This is a genomic window from Microcoleus sp. Aus8_D2 (genome assembly GCF_036702665.1).
Lineage (GTDB): Bacteria > Cyanobacteriota > Cyanobacteriia > Cyanobacteriales > Microcoleaceae > Microcoleus.
Window position 1 is genome coordinate 77,228 of record NZ_JAUBUN010000004.1, and the last position, 18,056, is coordinate 95,283.

General features: G+C 45.8%; 14 protein-coding genes. 6 read left to right on the forward strand and 8 right to left on the reverse strand.

Features of this window, described 5'->3' with window-relative positions; genetic code table 11:
- Entirely contained in the window at positions 1-1,098 is a 1,098-nt protein-coding gene (locus QUB64_RS04470; RefSeq protein ID WP_333269547.1) for an RNA-guided endonuclease InsQ/TnpB family protein, read from the reverse strand.
- Positions 1,099-1,213: 115 nt separating this feature from the next.
- On the opposite strand from QUB64_RS04470, the gene tnpA reads away from it, so the two are divergent.
- Positions 1,214-1,615, forward strand: a complete 402-nt coding sequence (tnpA, locus tag QUB64_RS04475) for an IS200/IS605 family transposase (protein ID WP_333269546.1) — start codon at positions 1,214-1,216, stop codon at positions 1,613-1,615.
- On the opposite strand, the gene QUB64_RS04480 is transcribed toward tnpA, so the two are convergent.
- Positions 1,578-2,510 carry a hypothetical protein gene (locus tag QUB64_RS04480; protein ID WP_333269545.1) on the reverse strand — a complete coding sequence of 311 codons (933 nt, stop codon included), beginning with the start codon at positions 2,508-2,510 and terminating at the stop codon, positions 1,578-1,580. The genes tnpA and QUB64_RS04480 overlap by 38 nt on opposite strands.
- A 253-nt stretch (positions 2,511-2,763) precedes the next feature.
- Between QUB64_RS04480 and QUB64_RS04485 the strand changes: the two genes are divergently transcribed.
- The gene (locus QUB64_RS04485) at positions 2,764-3,444 is read left to right on the forward strand and encodes a hypothetical protein (protein ID WP_333269544.1); all 681 of its coding nucleotides are present in this window, start codon (positions 2,764-2,766) and stop codon (positions 3,442-3,444) included.
- A 333-nt stretch (positions 3,445-3,777) separates the two neighbouring features.
- The gene (locus QUB64_RS04490; RefSeq protein WP_333269543.1) at positions 3,778-4,551 is read left to right on the forward strand and encodes a class II aldolase/adducin family protein; all 774 of its coding nucleotides are present in this window, start codon (positions 3,778-3,780) and stop codon (positions 4,549-4,551) included.
- Positions 4,552-4,796: 245 nt separating this feature from the next.
- Here QUB64_RS04490 and QUB64_RS04495 read toward each other — a convergent pair whose 3' ends face one another.
- The 3 genes from QUB64_RS04495 to QUB64_RS04505 all read right to left on the reverse strand — a co-directional run bounded on the left by QUB64_RS04495 (position 4,797) and on the right by QUB64_RS04505 (position 7,347).
- Positions 4,797-5,696, reverse strand: coding sequence for an Rpn family recombination-promoting nuclease/putative transposase (locus QUB64_RS04495; protein ID WP_333269542.1), 900 nt, complete (start codon positions 5,694-5,696; stop codon positions 4,797-4,799).
- A gap of 55 nt (positions 5,697-5,751) precedes the next feature.
- Positions 5,752-6,498, reverse strand: a complete 747-nt coding sequence (locus QUB64_RS04500; RefSeq protein WP_333269541.1) for a HEAT repeat domain-containing protein — start codon at positions 6,496-6,498, stop codon at positions 5,752-5,754.
- A 333-nt stretch (positions 6,499-6,831) separates the two neighbouring features.
- Complete coding sequence (locus tag QUB64_RS04505; protein ID WP_333269540.1) at positions 6,832-7,347, reverse strand: GNAT family N-acetyltransferase; 516 nt, start codon at positions 7,345-7,347, stop codon at positions 6,832-6,834.
- Between the two features lie 345 nt (positions 7,348-7,692).
- Between QUB64_RS04505 and QUB64_RS04515 the strand changes: the two genes are divergently transcribed.
- Together QUB64_RS04515 and QUB64_RS04520 are read left to right on the forward strand one after the other, a co-directional pair.
- Complete coding sequence (locus QUB64_RS04515; protein WP_333269538.1) at positions 7,693-9,063, forward strand: Mbeg1-like protein; 1,371 nt, start codon at positions 7,693-7,695, stop codon at positions 9,061-9,063.
- A gap of 232 nt (positions 9,064-9,295) precedes the next feature.
- The gene (locus tag QUB64_RS04520; RefSeq protein WP_333269537.1) at positions 9,296-10,654 is read left to right on the forward strand and encodes a calcium-binding protein; all 1,359 of its coding nucleotides are present in this window, start codon (positions 9,296-9,298) and stop codon (positions 10,652-10,654) included.
- A gap of 219 nt (positions 10,655-10,873) precedes the next feature.
- Here QUB64_RS04520 and QUB64_RS04525 read toward each other — a convergent pair whose 3' ends face one another.
- Together QUB64_RS04525 and QUB64_RS04530 are read right to left on the reverse strand one after the other, a co-directional pair.
- The gene (locus QUB64_RS04525; RefSeq protein ID WP_333269536.1) at positions 10,874-12,238 is read right to left on the reverse strand and encodes an MFS transporter; all 1,365 of its coding nucleotides are present in this window, start codon (positions 12,236-12,238) and stop codon (positions 10,874-10,876) included.
- Between the two features lie 265 nt (positions 12,239-12,503).
- Entirely contained in the window at positions 12,504-15,062 is a 2,559-nt protein-coding gene (locus QUB64_RS04530; protein ID WP_333269535.1) for a BsuBI/PstI family type II restriction endonuclease, read from the reverse strand.
- Positions 15,063-15,217: 155 nt separating this feature from the next.
- On the opposite strand from QUB64_RS04530, the gene QUB64_RS04535 reads away from it, so the two are divergent.
- The gene (locus QUB64_RS04535; protein ID WP_333269534.1) at positions 15,218-16,834 is read left to right on the forward strand and encodes a family 10 glycosylhydrolase; all 1,617 of its coding nucleotides are present in this window, start codon (positions 15,218-15,220) and stop codon (positions 16,832-16,834) included.
- A gap of 190 nt (positions 16,835-17,024) precedes the next feature.
- Here the strand turns inward: QUB64_RS04535 and argF are convergent, their stop codons facing one another.
- Entirely contained in the window at positions 17,025-17,945 is a 921-nt protein-coding gene (gene argF / locus QUB64_RS04540; RefSeq protein WP_333269533.1) for an ornithine carbamoyltransferase, read from the reverse strand.
- Positions 17,946-18,056 lie beyond the last annotated feature (111 nt).

Sequence of the window (18,056 nt, forward strand, 5' to 3'; positions counted from 1 at the left end):
TCACGCTTCATCAACAGATGCTACCGAAGTAGTCTTCTTCCGTCTCGACGTGCATTTAGAGTCGTGGCGATTCCCCATCCCGACTTTGTTGATAATTTTGGCTGCGTTCTCGTCTCGATCATGTTCAGTACCGCAGTTTAGGCACTGCACCGACCGCACTTTCAGCTCCAACTTGCCCCACTTGTATCCACATTCGGAGCAAACTTGGCTAGTCGGTTCCCAACGACTAATTACGACGAATTCTCTGCCGTACTTGACGGACTTGACGGAGCAAAATACCCTGAATTGTCGCCACCCCTGAAGGCTAATCGCCCTAGAAAGTTTGCGATTTTTCATCATTCCTGACACATTCAAGTCTTCTAAGATGATGGCTTGGTTTTCTCTCACCAGTTTAGTAGATAGCTTGTGCAGAAAGTCTTGGCGCGTATCTGCAATCTTATTGTGCGTTTTGGCTATTTTAAGTCGGATTTTATTCCGACGCTTAGAGTCTTTTTCTTGTCGAGCAAGTTTCCGTTGCAACTTCCTGACTTTGCGGTCAAGCTCGCGCAAGTTTGGGCTTTCGGCTTTTGTGCCATCACTCATAAAGGCGAAGACATTAATCCCCAAGTCAATCCCAAGACTTGGGTTTTTAGCGTCAATTTGAACTGGCTCAACATCGACTACAAAGCTGAGGAAATAACGGTTAGCACAGTCCTTAATTATAGTGACTGAGCTAGGCTCCGAAGGCAGTTCTCTTGACCAGACTGGGTTAATATTCCCAATATGAGCCAAGTAAACTGTCTCCTTATTGATCGAAAAACCACCACGAGTTAATCTTGCTGACTGTTGGCTAGTCTTTTTCTTGAATCGGGGACTGCCTAGTTTTTTGCCTTTGGGCTTCCCTTTGAGGGAGTTGAAAAAGTTTTTATAGGCAACTCCTAGGTCGGCTATCGACTGCTGCAACGCTATTGCTGAAACCTCGGATAGCCAGCATCGCTCAGACGTTTTCTTCGCCTCAGCGATCAACAACTTCTGCAAATCTCCGCTGCTGGGCAACTTGGAAGAAGCCTTGCACAAAGCCAGCGCATCATTCCATACAACTCGACAGCATCCAAACAACTGAGCTAGGCTCTGTCGTTGCTGGATACTGGGGTAGAAGCACGTATTGATATCTGGCTTTTACGTTGGGCATTATAATTGGTCTGTTACTCGATTATATATTGGTTAGCTCAGAATGACAAGTGGTTTACGGAAAGAAAGACACAGTGTTACCGACTTGAAGATTCACTTGGTCTGTGTGACAAAATACCGTAGGTCTGTACTCACTGCCGAAAGCCTTGCGGTGATTGAGGCTTCGTTTAAGGATGTGGCTCAGAAGATGAATTTTCAGATCCAAGAGTTCAACGGGGAATCTGACCACATCCACGTTTTAATTGAATATCCACCCAAGCTCTCTATTTCTGCCATAGTGAATGCGCTCAAAGGTGTTTCTAGTAGGAAATACGGACAAGGAGGTTTCCCGAAGCCCAACGGGAAAGAGGCTTTGTGGAGTCCAAGCTATTTTGCTGCTTCCGTGGGAGGTGCGCCACTGGCAGTGCTCAAACGCTATATTCAGAATCAAGAAAAGCCGTCTTGAAAGACGGGGCTTTAAACCCAATTTTTTGGTAACTGTACAGCATCCAGGTACTTTGGGCGCGATCGGTCAACGATTGATACTCTCCATCCGACGCCCATCGATAGAGCACCCGAGTGGGCAAGGGGTTACTGTTCTTGTCCACTGGGGTCATAAACACGGTCATGCCGAAGTTGGCATTCCACTCAAATAATTTATAGCCATTGGGATTGCCCCAACTAAACCCGAAAATAGGGGGAACGCCGTACCATCGTTGGGGAATGCGACCGACGGGGGAAAACTGCGGAAAGTAGACGAACGAATACATCTGGAAAAACGCCAGTTTAGAGGTATCCCCTTGGTAAGGGGAAGGTGGCGGAGCACCAAACATCATCCGGAAGGGCAAATTAGTGGCAGGCCCGTCAGCATTGAACCAGAACCAGGTGGCTGCGGGGGATGGGCTGGGGTCGGGCTGGCGCCACCAGGCGAGTTCTTGGGCTTGCATCCAATTCAAGTAAGACAATCCGGCACAGGAGGCGTCGGCACTTAGCCAATTTGTCGAGGGTAAGGCCCATCCCATGTCTACCTGTTTCCAGGTCTCGCCTCGATCCATTGAAACGTAAGTCTCATTGGTGGGCAAAATTTTATACCACCAGTTTTTCCCTGACTCCCCAACTATTTGGGCATCCATGCCCTCTCCTGCGACATAAGTTACCCAGGCTATGCAAAGTTCAAAAAAAGGCGTGTCGGGGTTGGGATCGTTCGGTAAGGGGGGACTAAAGGGATGCAGCAATGCTACACAAGACCATGACGAGGGTAGCGTTGGGGGCTGGCTACCGGGAGGGCAGGGTTGAAATTCCGGGAATCTGATTTCTGGGACGGAGTTAACCGCAGTCCATTCAAGATTGGGTGCTGTCATTGATAGGAGTTTCCTGAATACCGTTTATGCTTGTGTCAGGTGTAGAAGCGCCAAAAAGGGGGAGATATCACCAGCTAACTGCTCTCATGGTTGAGGTCTCTTGATGAACCATCGTACAATAAAGGTTTGGGAGTTGCGATCGGGCGATCGTTAAAATTTGTGTTAATTTTGAATTAAAGCGCACTAAATGTGCGTCAAGTTCTGTTTGCTGACAAAATTCGCAGTTTTGCAAACTTCACATCGGGTGAGAGACATGAAAAACTTGAATCTACCAACCGTAAAATTAGACAACAACCTTGACAGCCATTTTGACTCACCTTTCATCGAAAAAAATGGCTTGCTGGAATTCAACCCCAAATTTATCACTCCCGAATTTTTGACAACCTGGACGTTTGAGACAAAGCTGTACGGAGAATTGGTATCAATAGACCACTTTGTCATCACATTTCCCGATCGCACTCAACTCGAAAACTACGCCGAATCTTTTCGCCCCTTCGGCGCCAAAACAGTTGAAGGCCCAGACTTATTTCCCATTAACTTTTGTACCGGAAACATCAACATTCCCTCAGATTTGTGGCTGCATTTAATGACCTTATTAATGCCAGCCGGCGGCTTAGTAGTATTGGATGCGCCCCACGCCGCAGGAGATCAAAAAAACCGCTTCCAACAAGAAAGGGGATTGACAGCAGTTCACCACATCGCGATTCGAGTCGAAAACGTGCAGAATGCTGCTAGAATATGGCAAAACAAAAACTTTCAACCGCTATCGGAGCAACCTTTAGATTACGGCTCATTAACCCAGTGGTTTATGCAAAATCCCGCCGGACAAATCATCGAATTAATCGAACGCCACCCCGGCAATAACGCCACTTTCGACTGCAAAAACATAGCAGGTCTGCGCTGGAGTGAATATGAAACAATGACTAATGACTAATAGACAATATTGCAGAAGTCTTTGATCGATCCTTCAACCCCAGATATTAGCCAGATGCAACCGACGATGCAACGCAGATAATTTCAGGGTATTTTCCGATTTTTGTAATCTTGTCTAATGACCAATGACAAATGTCTAATGACCAATGACGGCAGGACCAATGACCACCCTTCGACTTCGCGAGCGGGTAAAATGACCACCCTTCGACTTCGCGAGCGGGTAAAATGACGGCAGGACCACCCTTCGACTTCGCGAGCGGGTAAAATGACGGCAGGACCAGCCTTCGACTTCGCGAGCGTCTAAAATGACTACTGACTAATTACCAAACAGCTTATGATAGCAGTAAAAGTTCCCAAAGTCACTTTTCAACCCCCAACATTCAACTCAATTGAAGAAGAACGCCGCCATCGCAAACAGCGTTTAGCCGCTGCACTTCGGTTATTTGCTCGCTTCGGATTCAGCGAAGGAATTGCCGGACACATCACCGTCCGCGACCCCGAACACCTCGATCATTTCTGGGTCAATTCCTTTGGAATGCACTTTAGTTTAATTCGAGTCAGCGACCTAATTTTAGTCAACCACAAAGGCGAAGTTGTTGAAGGAAATAAACCCGTAAACGAAGCAGCTTTTGCGATTCATTCCCAAGTACACAATGCCCGCCCCGACGTAATTGCAGCAGCGCACGCCCATTCACCCTACGGCAAAAGTTGGTCGAGTTTGGGGCGCCTCCTCGACCCGCTAACGCAAGATGCTTGCTCTTTTTATGAAGACCAAGCTTTATTTGACGATTACACCGGAGTTGTTTTAGAAATCGAAGAAGCCAAACGCATCGCCAAAACTTTAAGTAACAAAAAAGCGATTATTTTACAAAATCACGGACTGTTAACAGTAGGTGAAACCGTAGATGAAGCGGCTTGGTGGTTTATTGCGATGGAACGTTCTTGTCAAGCACAGTTAATGGCCCAAGCAGCCGGAAAACCGATTCTCATCAAGCCAGAATGTGCGCGTTTGACACAGCAGCAAGTCGGATCGCACCGCATGGGATGGTTTAGCTTTCAACCGCTTTATGACATGATTGTGCGCCGGGAACCAGACTTGTTAGATTAGCACATGATATCCGTAGGAAAGCAGCATTTCCGTGTCCTGATATCCGTAGGGAAACGGCACTGCCGTGTCCTTTTTCTGGACATAATATTAGAAATTATACTCGTTACCAGGCTGTGCCTGGTAACGCAGATCGGGAGGAAGAGCCTCCTTTTTTTCCAACCGAGGCAGAGCCTCTAGATATGGGTTCCCAGGCTGGAGCCTGGGAACCAGTTAGATGATAAATTTCTGCTGAAGCTGATTCCAGTTTATGCTGAAGCCGATTCCAGCCAAGCCATCAAATCCTCTTGACTGGTAAAATCTAACAAGATTTCACCTAAATCATCCAATTGTTCGGCAGATAGCTGCTGGATGCGAGTTTGAATTTCTGGGGAAATCTCACCAGTACGTCGCCGGAGTAGACGCAGGATTAATGCTATTTGTCCCTCGATTCTACCTTCTCGGATGCCTTTAATCACAGCACCGCGCTGATCTTCAAAGAACATTTCACGCTTTTCTAATGCTTGTAATTCCTCAAGGCTTAAACTCGACCTGTTAGCGATATTAAAAGCTGTTTGGATTTCGGGTACTGAGGCAAATTTCTCTGGTATTTCCTCCATGTCGGGAGCATTTTTGATAAAATAAGCCCAGCTTTGAATCAAGTCTTCAACTTCTTCTAATCTTTTATTGAATTTGGGCAGCTCCAGAAAAACTAACTCTATTTCTCTGTAATATTCGATATTTTCTTCGACTTCTTTAAATACAAAATGGGTGAGAAATTTTTCGGTATTGTCAAACAGAACAAAATCGGTAATTGTTAAAGCAATCAAAGGATTTAATTTTGAGTAGCCTTCTCTCGGTTTGAGTTGAGTTGCGTAGGTTTTGGCTGCATTAAATATGACGCGCTTGGTAAAAGCTTCTACATTAATTACCTGCATCTCGATAATTACAGTTTTGTCGCCTGTAATTTTGGCTTTGACATCCAGGTAAGTGTCTTTTAAACCAGTAATTGCTGGTGCGGCGTAGGGGTCGATGATTTCTAAGTCTTGAATTGTCGGCTCTGCGTTGTAGAGCATGGCATTCAGGAAGCTAATTAAAACTTCTTTGTGCTGGGGGGAGGCAAAGATTTTTTTGAACCCAAAATCTGTTTTGGGATTGATGAATATCATAATTGGTAACGGGTAAGGGGTAATTTGTAAAGGGTGTTTAATTGGGAAAATTTAATCATAACAGTCCTTCCATTTCTAAGTCTTCAATAATCTGCAAACCGCGCGGGTCGCCGACTCGCAACAGCGAAGATTTAGCATCTTCCCGCACGCCCATATCTTCATCTTCTTCTAAAGATTCAATTAAAGCGTCGATCGCCCCAGCGTACACTACATTATTCGGCAACTCCCGCGCCAGTTGCCCGATCGCCCAAGCGGAGTTACTTCGCACCGCAGATACAGCATCTCCCCGCAACGATTCAATCAACGGCGGAATCCCCGCAATCACGACATAGTAACCAACTTTTGCCATTTGACCCAGAGAACTCGCCGCCCACAAACGCACCGCCGAAATATCAGTTCTCAGAGCATCAATTAAGGGCGATAAGGCGCGGTGATCTCTGCAATTTCCCAGGGCCCAAACTACCCCTTTGCGAACGTAACCGTTCCAATCGCGGTTGAGCTGAAGAATCAGCGGTTCCACAGCATCGGGACTGGGATTTCGCCCCAAAGCATAGGCCGCACTCACCCGCACCAAGGGGCAGCCGTCTCTCAATAAATTAATTAAATGTGGAATCGCGCGATCGTCCTGCAATTCGCAAAAAGCCCGCGCCGCCATCATCCGGTGCTGAGGTTCCGGAGATTCCAGCAAAGGCAGCATTTCCTCTGGATCTGGTAGCGGGGGCTCGGATTCGTCAAATTGATCCAAAGGGCTTTCCAGTTCCGTGTCAATATCAAGGTCGTTGGGGAAGTCGTGATTGTTCATAAAAAAACTTTACCGCACAGAGGATGCTCCGAGTGCAACTCAGTCAACGGTCAATAATTGTAGGGTGAGCCATCAGCACATGACTACAAACAAATACCTCTGCTGTTACCTAAGTTTGTAGCCCGGACTTCAGTCCTCCATAAACTTCGCAGTGAGGACGAATAGTCCCGAGCATTTGGATGAATCAGAACTCAAGTCCTGACTACAAACAAATATAGTGGTTCTCAAGTTCGGTCAAGCACGAGCGATTGCTTTATTACCAATTACCAATTACCAATTACCAATTGCCCGACATACCTCGCCGTCCTTGAGAATGGCTATACTTGTAGTTTTTCAAAGAGATTTGAGCATCCAGACAGAATGACTCTCATAGCCTAATTTTTGATAGAGATTCATCGCAGGCTGATTGCTCAAGAAAACTTGCAAACCAATTTGTCGATCGCCCCTTGAACGCGCCCAATTTTCTGCTTGAATAACTAAAGCTGCACCGAGTCCCTGACGGCGGTGTTCCGGTGCTATGTAGAGCAGAAAAATGTGACCGTGGCGTTCTCCAGTGGTTTGGTCGATCGCATTTCCCAACCACAAACATCCGACAATCGATTTGGGATTTAGAGAACCCGAGGGCAGCGAGGGCAAACTTTCTGCCTCCAAGGGGTTGTTTTTCAGGCACTCTACCCACCAAAGCGGCGTCTGGTTAGAAAAATACTGCTCGACAGTTTGAGCCAAATGTCCCAATTCTCGCTCCGGGTAAAGCTCTCGGTAAGTATGGTGGAGGAACTTTAGCAGTTTTGGGCGATCGAGTCCAGAACCCGATCGCAGCCCGTAGCCCGGTATCAGATCAGCCGACATCAGCGGATTCGGACAGGGAGAGGGGAATAATTTAGCCCCAAGAAAATCGGATTCACTCCTGCCGCTTGCTGCTGCGGGATCGGTTCCTCAATCGGTGCCGGGGCAGCCATGTCAGCCGGCAAAAAGATGCGAGCGCTGACTGCTACCAGAGCCACGAAAAATACTAATATCGCTATCAATGGAGCAATGTATTGACGAATGATAGTCATAACCGCAAAAAAATGATTCTTGAGTAGATCTTATCAAGTGTACCATACAAATCTTGTCAGTTATAATGGCTGGCAGTGGAAAATTAGCTCAACACCAGAGCGATCGCAAATACCAACAAACACCAAATAAAATATTATGAGTGCCTCGCCTGCTGTTTATGAAGCTCTGGCTAAGTCAATTGTTTTTTTGAATCAAAAGCCGAACGCGCAAAATCAAGTTTCGCGCTTCCTGGACACTAACGGCTACTATATCGATCGCATATTCGACGACCTAGAAACAGGCTTTTATGCGATAGGCTTCGGTTCATCCGACCCCAAAAAACCGCCCGTCATAGTATTTCGAGGTACAGACTTCATCGACGGCGATGCTATGTTTTCCGACTCCCGCGACATAGGCTTGCCCGAATTTGAAAAAAACAAAGATAGTGTCAAAAACTGGCTCACAGAAATCGGTCAAGATACCGCTAAAAACCCCAGCAAATTATTGCCCGATGTCGTCGGCCACAGTTGGGGCGGAGCTGTTGCTCAAATTGTAGCGAGCGAATATACATCTATCACCGGCGATATCTTTACTTTCAACTCTCCAGGAGTCTCAGCGAGTATCGCCAACAATTTTCGGAAAAATCTCAGCAAAGCAGGCAACAAAAATGTCACTCACTACATTGTCAGCGGCGATTTTGTCAGCTTATTTGGAGAAGCATTTATAACGGGAAAAGTATTTCTCCAAAATTTCACAGACCAGACTATTAATCCCTTAACTGTTTTAGCCAAACATCGAACAGAAAATTTGTTAACTACTCCGCCAGCAGATTTTTTCCAGAGGCAAATTTCCCTCGAAGACTTAAACAGTCCCGAGTTTGTTTATAGTAACAACGACTCAGATTTTAACGAGTTTATCGCTGCGCTAAATTTCCCCCTAGCAAATGTGTCAGTGGCCATCAGAAACCGAGCCGGTGCAGAGAGTTTGAGAGCAGCCCCAGAATTTTCGTTTGTGGACTTAATCAGACAAATGCAATTCGGTTTAGCTCCTCTGCAACCGAATTACTTATTAGGCGACGCTCGCAACAATACTGCTAGCGGCGGCCCTGGAGAGGATACAATTATCGGCAACGGCGGTAACGATACTCTCAGAGGCAATCGAGGTAATGACAGCATCATCGGCGGCGGTGGCGACGATTTTTTGTCCGGCGGAAGAAATAACGATTTTTTGGATGGTGGCGACGGAAACGACTTGATTTCCGGCGAATTTGGCAACGATTTTTTGATTGGCGGCGCAGGGCGCGATCGCTTTGTATTAGAATCTGGTGGCGGAGCAGATGTGATTTCCGATTTTCAAAAGGGTGAAGATTTAATTGCACTCTCCCGGGGTCTAACTTTTCCTCAAATTATTGTTACCCCAAGTGTTGACGGAGCTGTAATTACTATCCCGATTACTGGGGAAATTCTTGCTACTCTCAGAGGCGTGTCGGCGAACGACATTACGCGGGCAGATATTGTGCAGCTTTAATGGATAAAAAATTGTAGTTTGGGTGGCGGAAAAACAGCAATTTTTTGCGCAATAATCGTTTGTTTTCGGATGGTTGGCTCTTGCTAAATCCGCTACCATAAGCCGACTATTTTCTGGTTTTAGGAGCGTGGAATAGGAGAAATTAATATTGTTAATAAACGCAATTTACTGTAAAATGAGTTAACTAGCTTAAAAAGCCAATCCCAATCAAACGACAGGAAATAACAAAAATATGCCATCCTCCCCCGCCGCTTACGAAACTATAGCCAAGCAATTAGCTTATATAGATAACAACCCCCAGTTACAAACTGTAGTTCAAACTGGTTTGACGGCTGCTGGCTACCAAATCGATCGCACTTTTGACGATCCGACAACTGGATTTCACGCGATCGGCTTAATTTCCACCACCCCCGACAAACCGCCCGTATTGGTATTTCGCGGCACCGACTCGATCGTAGACGATGCTGCCAACGGAGACAAGCGAGGTGTCGGTTTCAACCAATTTGAAGCCAACAAACAAGCCCTAGGAACTTGGCTGACACAAATTGGTCAAAATACAACAAAAAACCCCCGACGCTTGCCACCAGACCTTCTCGGACACAGCTTGGGCGGCGCCATAACCCAGCTAGCCGCAACAGAATTCACATCTGCGATCGGAGATATAGTCACCTTCAATTCTCCCGGAATTGCTCAGAGCACAGTCAATACATTTAAGCAGAAAGCCGGCGCCGGAAAAAATGTAACTCACTATATAGTTAGTGGCGATTTTGTTAGTTTGGGAGGAGAAGCTTTTCTCCCGGGGAAAGTAGTTATTGAAACATATACAAACCCGATTATTAACCCGCTACTTGTCTTGGACAAGCACACTCAAACAGGTTTGTTAAGCTCTCCTCCTCCAGGTTTTACTAAGACAGAAATCTCTGTAGACCAGTTGAATCGCCCTGATTTCACTTTCACAGATTCAGATTATTTAGAGCTGTTAGCTGGCTTAGACTACGCACTGCCGCCGTTAGAAGCAGCGCTGCAATCGCGCGGCAGTTTAGAAAAATTGAGAACCACTCCAGGAACCTCCTTTATAGGCAACGTTGTGGCAATGAAAACTGCCCTCGATCCGTCACAACCTAACAAATTAGTAGGCGACGATGCCAACAATACAGCATCAGGTTTTGCCGGGGAGGATATTATCATTGGCAATGGGGGAAACGACACTCTCAGCGGCAATAAAGGTAACGATATTATCAGCGGTGGCGCCGGCAATGACCTGCTATTAGGCGGCAAAGGAGACGACAATTTGAACGGTGGAGACGGAGACGATACGCTCATTGGCGGAGTGGGTGCAGACCTCTTAATTAGCGGCGCTGGACGCGACGTATTAGTATTAGGAGCAGGCGCCGGTACAGACACAATTGTAGACTTTCAACAGGGTCAAGATTTAATCGGTTTAAGCAAAGGTTTGAGATTCAACCAACTGAAAGTTACTCAAGGCGATGTTTCAACAACGATCGAAATTGCCAGTAGCGGCGAAGTTCTTGCCAGTATTCCCGGCATTTCAAAGAGTCTGCTAACAGCTAGCGATTTTATTTCGATTTAGCAATATAGATATTCGGTAGGGACACAACAATGTTGTGTCCTCTATTTTGTGATCCCCAAGTAGGAACGTCAACAGATACAATTTAATTCAATACGCTTCAGTTAACCCTAATGTCATTGCGCTCCGAGAGAAAGCAATCGCAAAGACTATGACACTTCTCAATTAATTGATGTGCGCGCAGAGCAATTAGCTTTTTAACCCAAGCGTATTGCAATTTAATTAATCGGGATCGTCAAGTCCAGGCCGGGGCATAGATGCTAATTTTTTCTCATCTTCTAGCGGTAAAAAGAAAATCGTCACCATACCGGGAATCACAGCCAGTGAACTGAACAAGAAATAATTTTGATAGCCCAAGTCAGTCTGTAAATAGCCGCTAAAAACGCCAGGAATCAGCACGCCTGCGGCCATAAAAGCCGTTGTAATCGCATAGTGTGATGCTTCGTATTCAGGGCGGACAGTCCGCATCAAGAACACTGTATAGGCAGCTACACCAAGTCCATAGGTAAATTGCTCGATCGAATTTACAACATAAGCCCATTCAATCCCCGGTTGATTCATTGCCAACATCCAATACAGTACATTAGTCGAATTTTGCAGAATTGCCGTCGGCCACATCCATTTTTTCAATCCTTGTTTAGCAATCAAATAGCCACCTAACAACCCTCCGATTAACAGAAAAATCACGCCGATAGTACCAGATAGCAATCCCATATCCGAGGTAGAAACTGCTAATCCTCCCTTCTCAACCTTATCCATTAAAAAAGGGGCGGCCATTTTAAATGTCAAGGCATCGCCCAACCTAAAAATCAAAACATAAGTCACAATCCAACCAATTTTTTCTTGCTGGAAATAGGTTTTAAATGACTCAAAAAAGCTCGTTTTCCGCTGTGGCGCGCCATCTTCGACAGCATAATTTCTAGGATAGGGAAGATACCAGCGCTGGAACAGATAAATCAGCACAAACATAATGGCACAAATGCCAAAAGCTGTCGCCCATCCATATTTAAGTGCAGACACGCTAAAAGACGAGCCCAAAAGTGACAATTGAATGTCCTGATATACTTTCGTATCGCCTGCGGTTCCTGTGACTAAATGCTGTTCTGCGATTTTCCCTGCTAAGAACACCAATAAACCACTGCCGACAATGACTGCGCCTCTGTAGGCGGTGTTGCGAACGCCGACAAATAGGGCTTGTTTGTCTTTATTGAGAACGTTTAAGTAAAATCCATCAATGGCGATGTCGTGAGTAGCGGACACAAAGGCGATCGCCGTAAATATCACCAATGATATAATAACAGGTTCCGGCGTCAATACACCAAAAGCCAGCAACGCAAACAAAAAAATAGAAATAACTTCCGTTGTTAAAATCCACTTACGTTTAGTGGAATACATATCAACGACTGGGCCCCACAAACCTTTTAATACCCAGGGAAAAGACAACAAACTTGTCAATCCGATCAGTTCGTTGCTGGTTCCCATCCCTTTCAAAAAAATCACCGACATTAAATTAACGACGGTGTAGGGTAGACCCTGAGCGAAGTATAATACTGATACCCACAATCCATCGATCTGTTTTTTTTCCATTCCAGACATATTTGGGCTAACTACTGATCTGATTTACTGATTTGGTTTACTGAGTGCGATCGACAATTTCCGGTCAACGCAACCACTTGCATCACAGTATATTAGTTTTGGACGCACGGGTAGCGAGAAACCGGGTTTTTTAGCAAAATATTTCATTCGGGCCAGTACAATTGGTAAAAACCCGGTTTCTTCGGTCGGAAATGTGTAACTCATGTATGCGTGATTATGATGTCAGCGCTAGCCATATAAATACTGTGTTTTAGAATCATTCTGACTCAGAAATCTTTTCATCTTTTGAATAAGCCTGCAACAGATGTTGTCCGTTAAAATGAATCAGGTGAGTAGCTTCTTCTGCTACCCAGACATCAGTTTCCCAAGAAATATCAGATAAATATTCCGCCATGGCCTTGCGGCTGAGAAAAGCTGTCACCATCACCAAAGGTACTGTCGAACTTCTAAAAAGATTCTCAAGCTCAGTTTTGCGTTTTGGATTAATCGGGCCGTGAGAAGTAACAGCTTCAATCAACACCAACCAGTTTTTTTCAGTGAAGTAAATAATTACATCGGGCATCTTACCGTGAGCATCAACTGTAACGCCTAGTGCAGTTAGCGATACTTCGTTGAAATAAGCAAACTTGTCATCTGTATCTCCAACATAAAGCAGCCTGCCAGCAGGAGTAAACCGAGCTGCAAACTCACTAACAATCAGAGAAATTAAAACATTATGTCCACCGGGCGAAAGGCTTTTAATCTCCCCTGCAATTGTAATTGGAATTCGCGCCATTTCTCGCTCTTGTGCATATCGTTTTTTGAGGGTTTCGACGGATGCGAGGTAAGCACGAATATTCTTCTCCCACTCAGAACTGTTGTAAGTTCGCAGCAGTTCCAAAGCACTGTCTTCTATCCGATATGCTGTTTTGGGACTGTTCACCGGACGTTCGGGACTGTCAGGATTAACAACAATTAAACCTGCATCTAAAAACTGATGCACAGTCTGGCGCCGGACAGTTTCCCGCGTATTTGGTGCATATTTTTTACCATACTGCTGCTCCATAAATTCCATAATTGGCGTTATTCCCCGAAGTGGAGATTTCGCCGATTCCCAAGTATCCTTTGGCTTGATGTCAAGCAAAGCCAGAAGTGTTAAAGCTGAACGTTCGTTAAGCTGACCTTTTGGAAAACCCAGCGTTGCAAGTATTTCTAAAGATTCATCGATACGGTTTTTGATTGTCATCGGGCTATTTTCTAATGGATTTGTCACCTTCAGCAGTTGTCTCTCGACAAGTTGATCGATCTCTCGTTGTGTAGGAAATATTTCTCCTATTTCAGCACCAAGTAGAAATAGTTGTTTTAAACTAGGATACTTCAAATTACGCAAATCAGTAGCATTAACTTGAGTATTTCCATTGAATAGTCGAAAAAAATCATCTATCAAGCTCGAATTAAGATAAACTGCCAATCCCCGCGCGAGAGTGAGGTTTAATCCGCGTCCTTGTTGGTGAAAATAATTTAAATGGTTCTCAAAACCAACGCTAGAACTATTGATTTTATTGGCATCCCAGACAACGGCAACAATTCGCTTTTTCTCTTCCTTGGATGAGAAGCGCTTGGTCAAAACATAATGTTCGTTAGGTACGAGTAGTGCCACCGTTTTTTCCGTAATAGCTAAAGCTTGATGCTTTCTTGTGGCTGTGGGATATTCAACACCACCAGCCGAGAAGTGTGCGGGATAAATCAGCGGAACTGTATTGTTTTCTAGTTCTAACCGCAAATGGGAGCGAACGCGAAAGTCTACAACTTTTCCGGTGGAAACTGTTAAGCCTAATTCTTGTAGAGTACAAGTGAATTGAGCCATTTGCTCGACTACTTGCTGGCTGACAGCATCCGGTAGAATCCGAATGAATTGGTCGGAATCTTTGGGGTTAACGACATCAGCATATCGTAAATCATGAGACAAAATTAAGTCGTCCTCAACAATGTTGCTGGAAGTGATAAGTACAGTATCTGGCTTTTCTATTTGTTTGACAGCTCGCATAATAATAGTTTCTTGCAGCACCGCATCATCGCGAAATATTTCCTGTCTGGATTCAAAGATGTGTATTTGGCGTAAAGCCATCATTTGCAGGAAGACTTGGCGGAAATCTCGAAAGTATAAACCGTTGCAAAAGCTGCGGGGAGTTATCGAAACTAATTCACCGTTTGGTTTGAGCAGTTTAGCTGCTGCAATGGTGAATCCAGCGTAGAGATTGCTGGTTTCTACTCCTATAGCACGCAGCAATGTTCTGACTTGGGATTTAGCGTCTATTTTGGCATAGGGAGGATTGATAATTGCATTTGTGAATTCTAGTTTTACAGACTGTGTAAATAGATTGGGATGCAACATATCTGCTGCGTCTTTGATGAAATCTACTTCACGAATTTCACTCGTAAAAAATATGCCGCAGTTCTGACATTCAATTTTGCATAACTCTAAATTTTGCTTGAGGTATTCAATCAGAATAATGTCTATTTCATAGGCTGTAATGTGCAGGCTGTGCGGTCTGTTTGGGCGCTGACATAGCTCGCAAACAACTGCGGCTAATAGGGAGCCAATACCTGCACCGGCATCTAAAAGCGATATATCTGGGTACTTGAATTCAAACATTCCAGCCATTAAACTTGCTACGGAGGAAGGCGTTAAAAATTGTCCTTTTTCTCCCCTTTGGCTTTGCTGCAATTTTTGGGTAGCTTCTAACCGAAATAAATCTACTCGATCGAGTAAATTGTTGGCTGTTGTTTGGCTGTCATTAGGAATGACTAGGGTTTGAAAGTGCGGTGCTATCATTTGTTGAGAAAAGTACGCGCGGCGCAGCTATCCCGTAGGAAATCGCCAGTTCAGTCTATTTTCGTCCAAACTTGCACTAATGTGCGAAAATGTCAAGCGGACGCTCAAGCCAAAAGTCCGTAAAGGACAGTTAAACGCTCTCTCACACATTCCTCATGCGAAAGACTAAAACATTCTTTTTGTCAAGCCTGTTCTCGATCGGCTTAACAATCAGTTTTCTGCTGACTCCCGGTTGGTTATCAAACTTTTTCCCTTCACGGGCGATCGCCATTATGCCCCCACAAACCCAAATCAGCGAATTTCGCGCCTTCTGGGTGGACGCCTTCAACCCCGGTTTCAAAACGCCCCAAGAAGTCACCAAGTTGATTGCAGACGCCCAGAAAGCCAATGCTAACGCGATCGTCGCCCAAGTCCGCCGCCGCGGCGATGCTTTTTATACGAGTGCGATCGAACCCCGCACCACCGATCCGAATGTTCCAGCAGGTTTCGATCCCCTCCAAGATTTGATCGACAAAGCCCACGCCGCAGGTATAGAAGTACACGCTTGGATGGTGACGCTACCGGTGGTTTCCGGCGGCAAACTTCCCGCCAATCATGTTTGGCAAGAACATGGGCCCAATGCCTCAGGAAAGGACAATTGGGCGATGCTGACTTCGAGCGGCGAAGCGAAAGGTTTCCTCGATCCCGGTAATCCAGACGCCCTAGATTATACTGTTTCTGTCTATTTGGACTTGCTGAAGCGCTACGATGTGGACGGCGTACAGTTGGATTACGTGCGCTACGGCGGGCCGAATTGGGGCTACAATCCTACTTCGATCGCCCGTTTCAACCAGCAAAACGGTCGATCGGGCAAACCCTCATCCAGCGATCCTCTGTGGATGCAGTGGCGGCGCGATCAAGTGACAAATTTAGTGCGGAAGCTTTATGTAGAAGCCATGGCGATTAAACCGCGCGTTAAAATTACCGCAGCGACGATCGCCTGGGGAGACGGCCCAACCAACGATGCAGCCTGGTATAAAACGCAGCCTTACCAAGAAGTATTGCAAGATTGGCGTGCTTGGCTGGAGGAAGGTATTCTCGACATGGCGATGCCGATGACTTACCAGCGCGAGTACAAGCCGCAGCAGAAGATGGGTTACAACCACTGGATCGAGTACGCTAAAGACCACCAGTACAACCGCCAAATTGCGATCGGCCCCGGCAATTATCTCAACTACATCGAAGACACCCTCGCGCAAATCCGCCGCGCTGAAGCGCCTTCAGCCAAAGGAAATAACGTCGCGGGTACGGTGTTGTATTCCTACGCTAGCAGCAATATTTACACAAACGGCGAACTGCGATCGGGCGGCAGCGGAGATTTGCCCCGCCAGCCTTGGAAATACGTTCCGCAAACCAACGATTTGTTTTACACGGCGCTTTCGCAGCCGAGTCAATACGTTGATGCTGCGACGGGCAGAACTATTCAAACTCAGCCTGTTTGGGCAATGCCGGCAGCGGTTCCCGATATGCCTTGGAAGTCGCGGCCGACTGCTGGGGCGATCGCCGGAAATTTGCAACGGTGCGATCGATCTTGCGACGGCGCGAGCTTGACATTACAGGCAGTTAATGCTGGTGGTAATGTGCGCCAACTGCGCGCGGATGGTCAAGGATGGTTTGGGGCGATCGAGCTTTCGCCCGGTTCCTATCAGTTGAAAGTTGACGGGAGTCAAATTCAACAAACAGTTAATGTTGTCGCCGGTGAAGTCACAAAAGTGAATTTCGCCAGCTTGTAGGGTCTTTGCTTAGCCCTAAAGACCGCCGGGGAATCAATTCCCCGTTGTCATTATTGGGGAAGCTGCGAACATTTCACCGCTGCAATTTGCCGCTTTTAATATCGCAATTCAGGAAATGCTGCTACCTATTTTAGCCAGGGGTTAAAACCCCTGGCGGAAGGACTTGCATTCCTCACTACGAACCTAATTCCTAATCGCTTTCGAGAATGCCGGCTAGCAAAGCTTGCTGAGCGTGCATCCGATTTTCGGCTTGATCCCAAACGCGCGATCGCGAACCTTCAATCACCGCATCGGTAATCTCTTCATCCCGGTGTGCCGGCAAACAGTGCAGTACAATGGCATTTTTATCTGCCATTTCTACCAGTCGTTCATTTACCTGATAAGGTTCAAACAAAGGAATTCTGAGTTTAGCCTCCTCTTCCTGTCCCATACTTGCCCAAACATCAGTATAAATTACTTGAGCATTCTTCACAGCAGCTTCCGCATCAGCAGTCACAGTAACTTCGGTTTTTCCATTAGCAATTGCCTTAGCTTTTGCCACAATCTCAGGATTTGGTCGGAAATCTTCAGGACAAGCAATTCTGACATTCATCCCCATCATTGCACAGCCCAACATCAACGAATTCGCCATGTTATTGCCGTCTCCCAAATAAGTTAATGTCAGTCCTTCTAGTTTTCCAAAACACTCTTTGACTGTCATTAAATCCGCCAGCACTTGACATGGATGTTCGTCATCTGTCAGGGCATTAATTACAGGAATCTTGGCATAATTAGCAAAAGTGACTAAATCCTTTTGCTCGAAAGTCCGAATCGCCAAAATGTCTAAATATCGGTCTAAAACCCTGGCGGTATCGACCAAAGGTTCGCCGCGGCTGACTTGCGTTACATTGGGATTGAGGTCAATAACTTGCCCTCCCAATTTGTACATCGCCACTGTAAAACTCACCCGCGTTCGCGTTGAAGCTTTGGAAAATAACAAGCCGAGAACTTTATTTCGTTTCAGCTTGACCATTCCCGATTTTAAACTGGCTGCGAGATCCAGCAAATAATTTAATTCGTCAATACTTAAATCTGCCAGACTTAATAAATCTCGTCCTTTTAATGAGTCCATGCTTTCCCCCACACAAATTTCTAACTGTGTCTTAAATTTTAGCCGACAGAGGCGGGTTTTATTTCTGTAATCTGTTGTTTACTTTGTCCAAAAACTAAGACAAGTCCCGGA

Excerpts from the sequence above, each read along its gene's own strand:
- tnpA (WP_333269546.1), top strand. The coding sequence starts at position 1,214 with ATGACAAGTGGTTTACGGAAAGAAAGACACAGTGTTACCGACTTGAAG.
- QUB64_RS04480 (WP_333269545.1), bottom strand. The coding sequence starts at position 2,510 with ATGACAGCACCCAATCTTGAATGGACTGCGGTTAACTCCGTCCCAGAA.
- QUB64_RS04485 (WP_333269544.1), top strand. The coding sequence starts at position 2,764 with ATGAAAAACTTGAATCTACCAACCGTAAAATTAGACAACAACCTTGAC.
- QUB64_RS04490 (WP_333269543.1), top strand. The coding sequence starts at position 3,778 with ATGATAGCAGTAAAAGTTCCCAAAGTCACTTTTCAACCCCCAACATTC.
- QUB64_RS04495 (WP_333269542.1), bottom strand. The coding sequence starts at position 5,696 with ATGATATTCATCAATCCCAAAACAGATTTTGGGTTCAAAAAAATCTTT.
- QUB64_RS04500 (WP_333269541.1), bottom strand. The coding sequence starts at position 6,498 with ATGAACAATCACGACTTCCCCAACGACCTTGATATTGACACGGAACTG.
- QUB64_RS04505 (WP_333269540.1), bottom strand. The coding sequence starts at position 7,347 with ATGTCGGCTGATCTGATACCGGGCTACGGGCTGCGATCGGGTTCTGGA.
- QUB64_RS04515 (WP_333269538.1), top strand. The coding sequence starts at position 7,693 with ATGAGTGCCTCGCCTGCTGTTTATGAAGCTCTGGCTAAGTCAATTGTT.
- QUB64_RS04520 (WP_333269537.1), top strand. The coding sequence starts at position 9,296 with ATGCCATCCTCCCCCGCCGCTTACGAAACTATAGCCAAGCAATTAGCT.
- QUB64_RS04525 (WP_333269536.1), bottom strand. The coding sequence starts at position 12,238 with ATGGAAAAAAAACAGATCGATGGATTGTGGGTATCAGTATTATACTTC.
- QUB64_RS04530 (WP_333269535.1), bottom strand. The coding sequence starts at position 15,062 with ATGATAGCACCGCACTTTCAAACCCTAGTCATTCCTAATGACAGCCAA.
- QUB64_RS04535 (WP_333269534.1), top strand. The coding sequence starts at position 15,218 with ATGCGAAAGACTAAAACATTCTTTTTGTCAAGCCTGTTCTCGATCGGC.
- argF (WP_333269533.1), bottom strand. The coding sequence starts at position 17,945 with ATGGACTCATTAAAAGGACGAGATTTATTAAGTCTGGCAGATTTAAGT.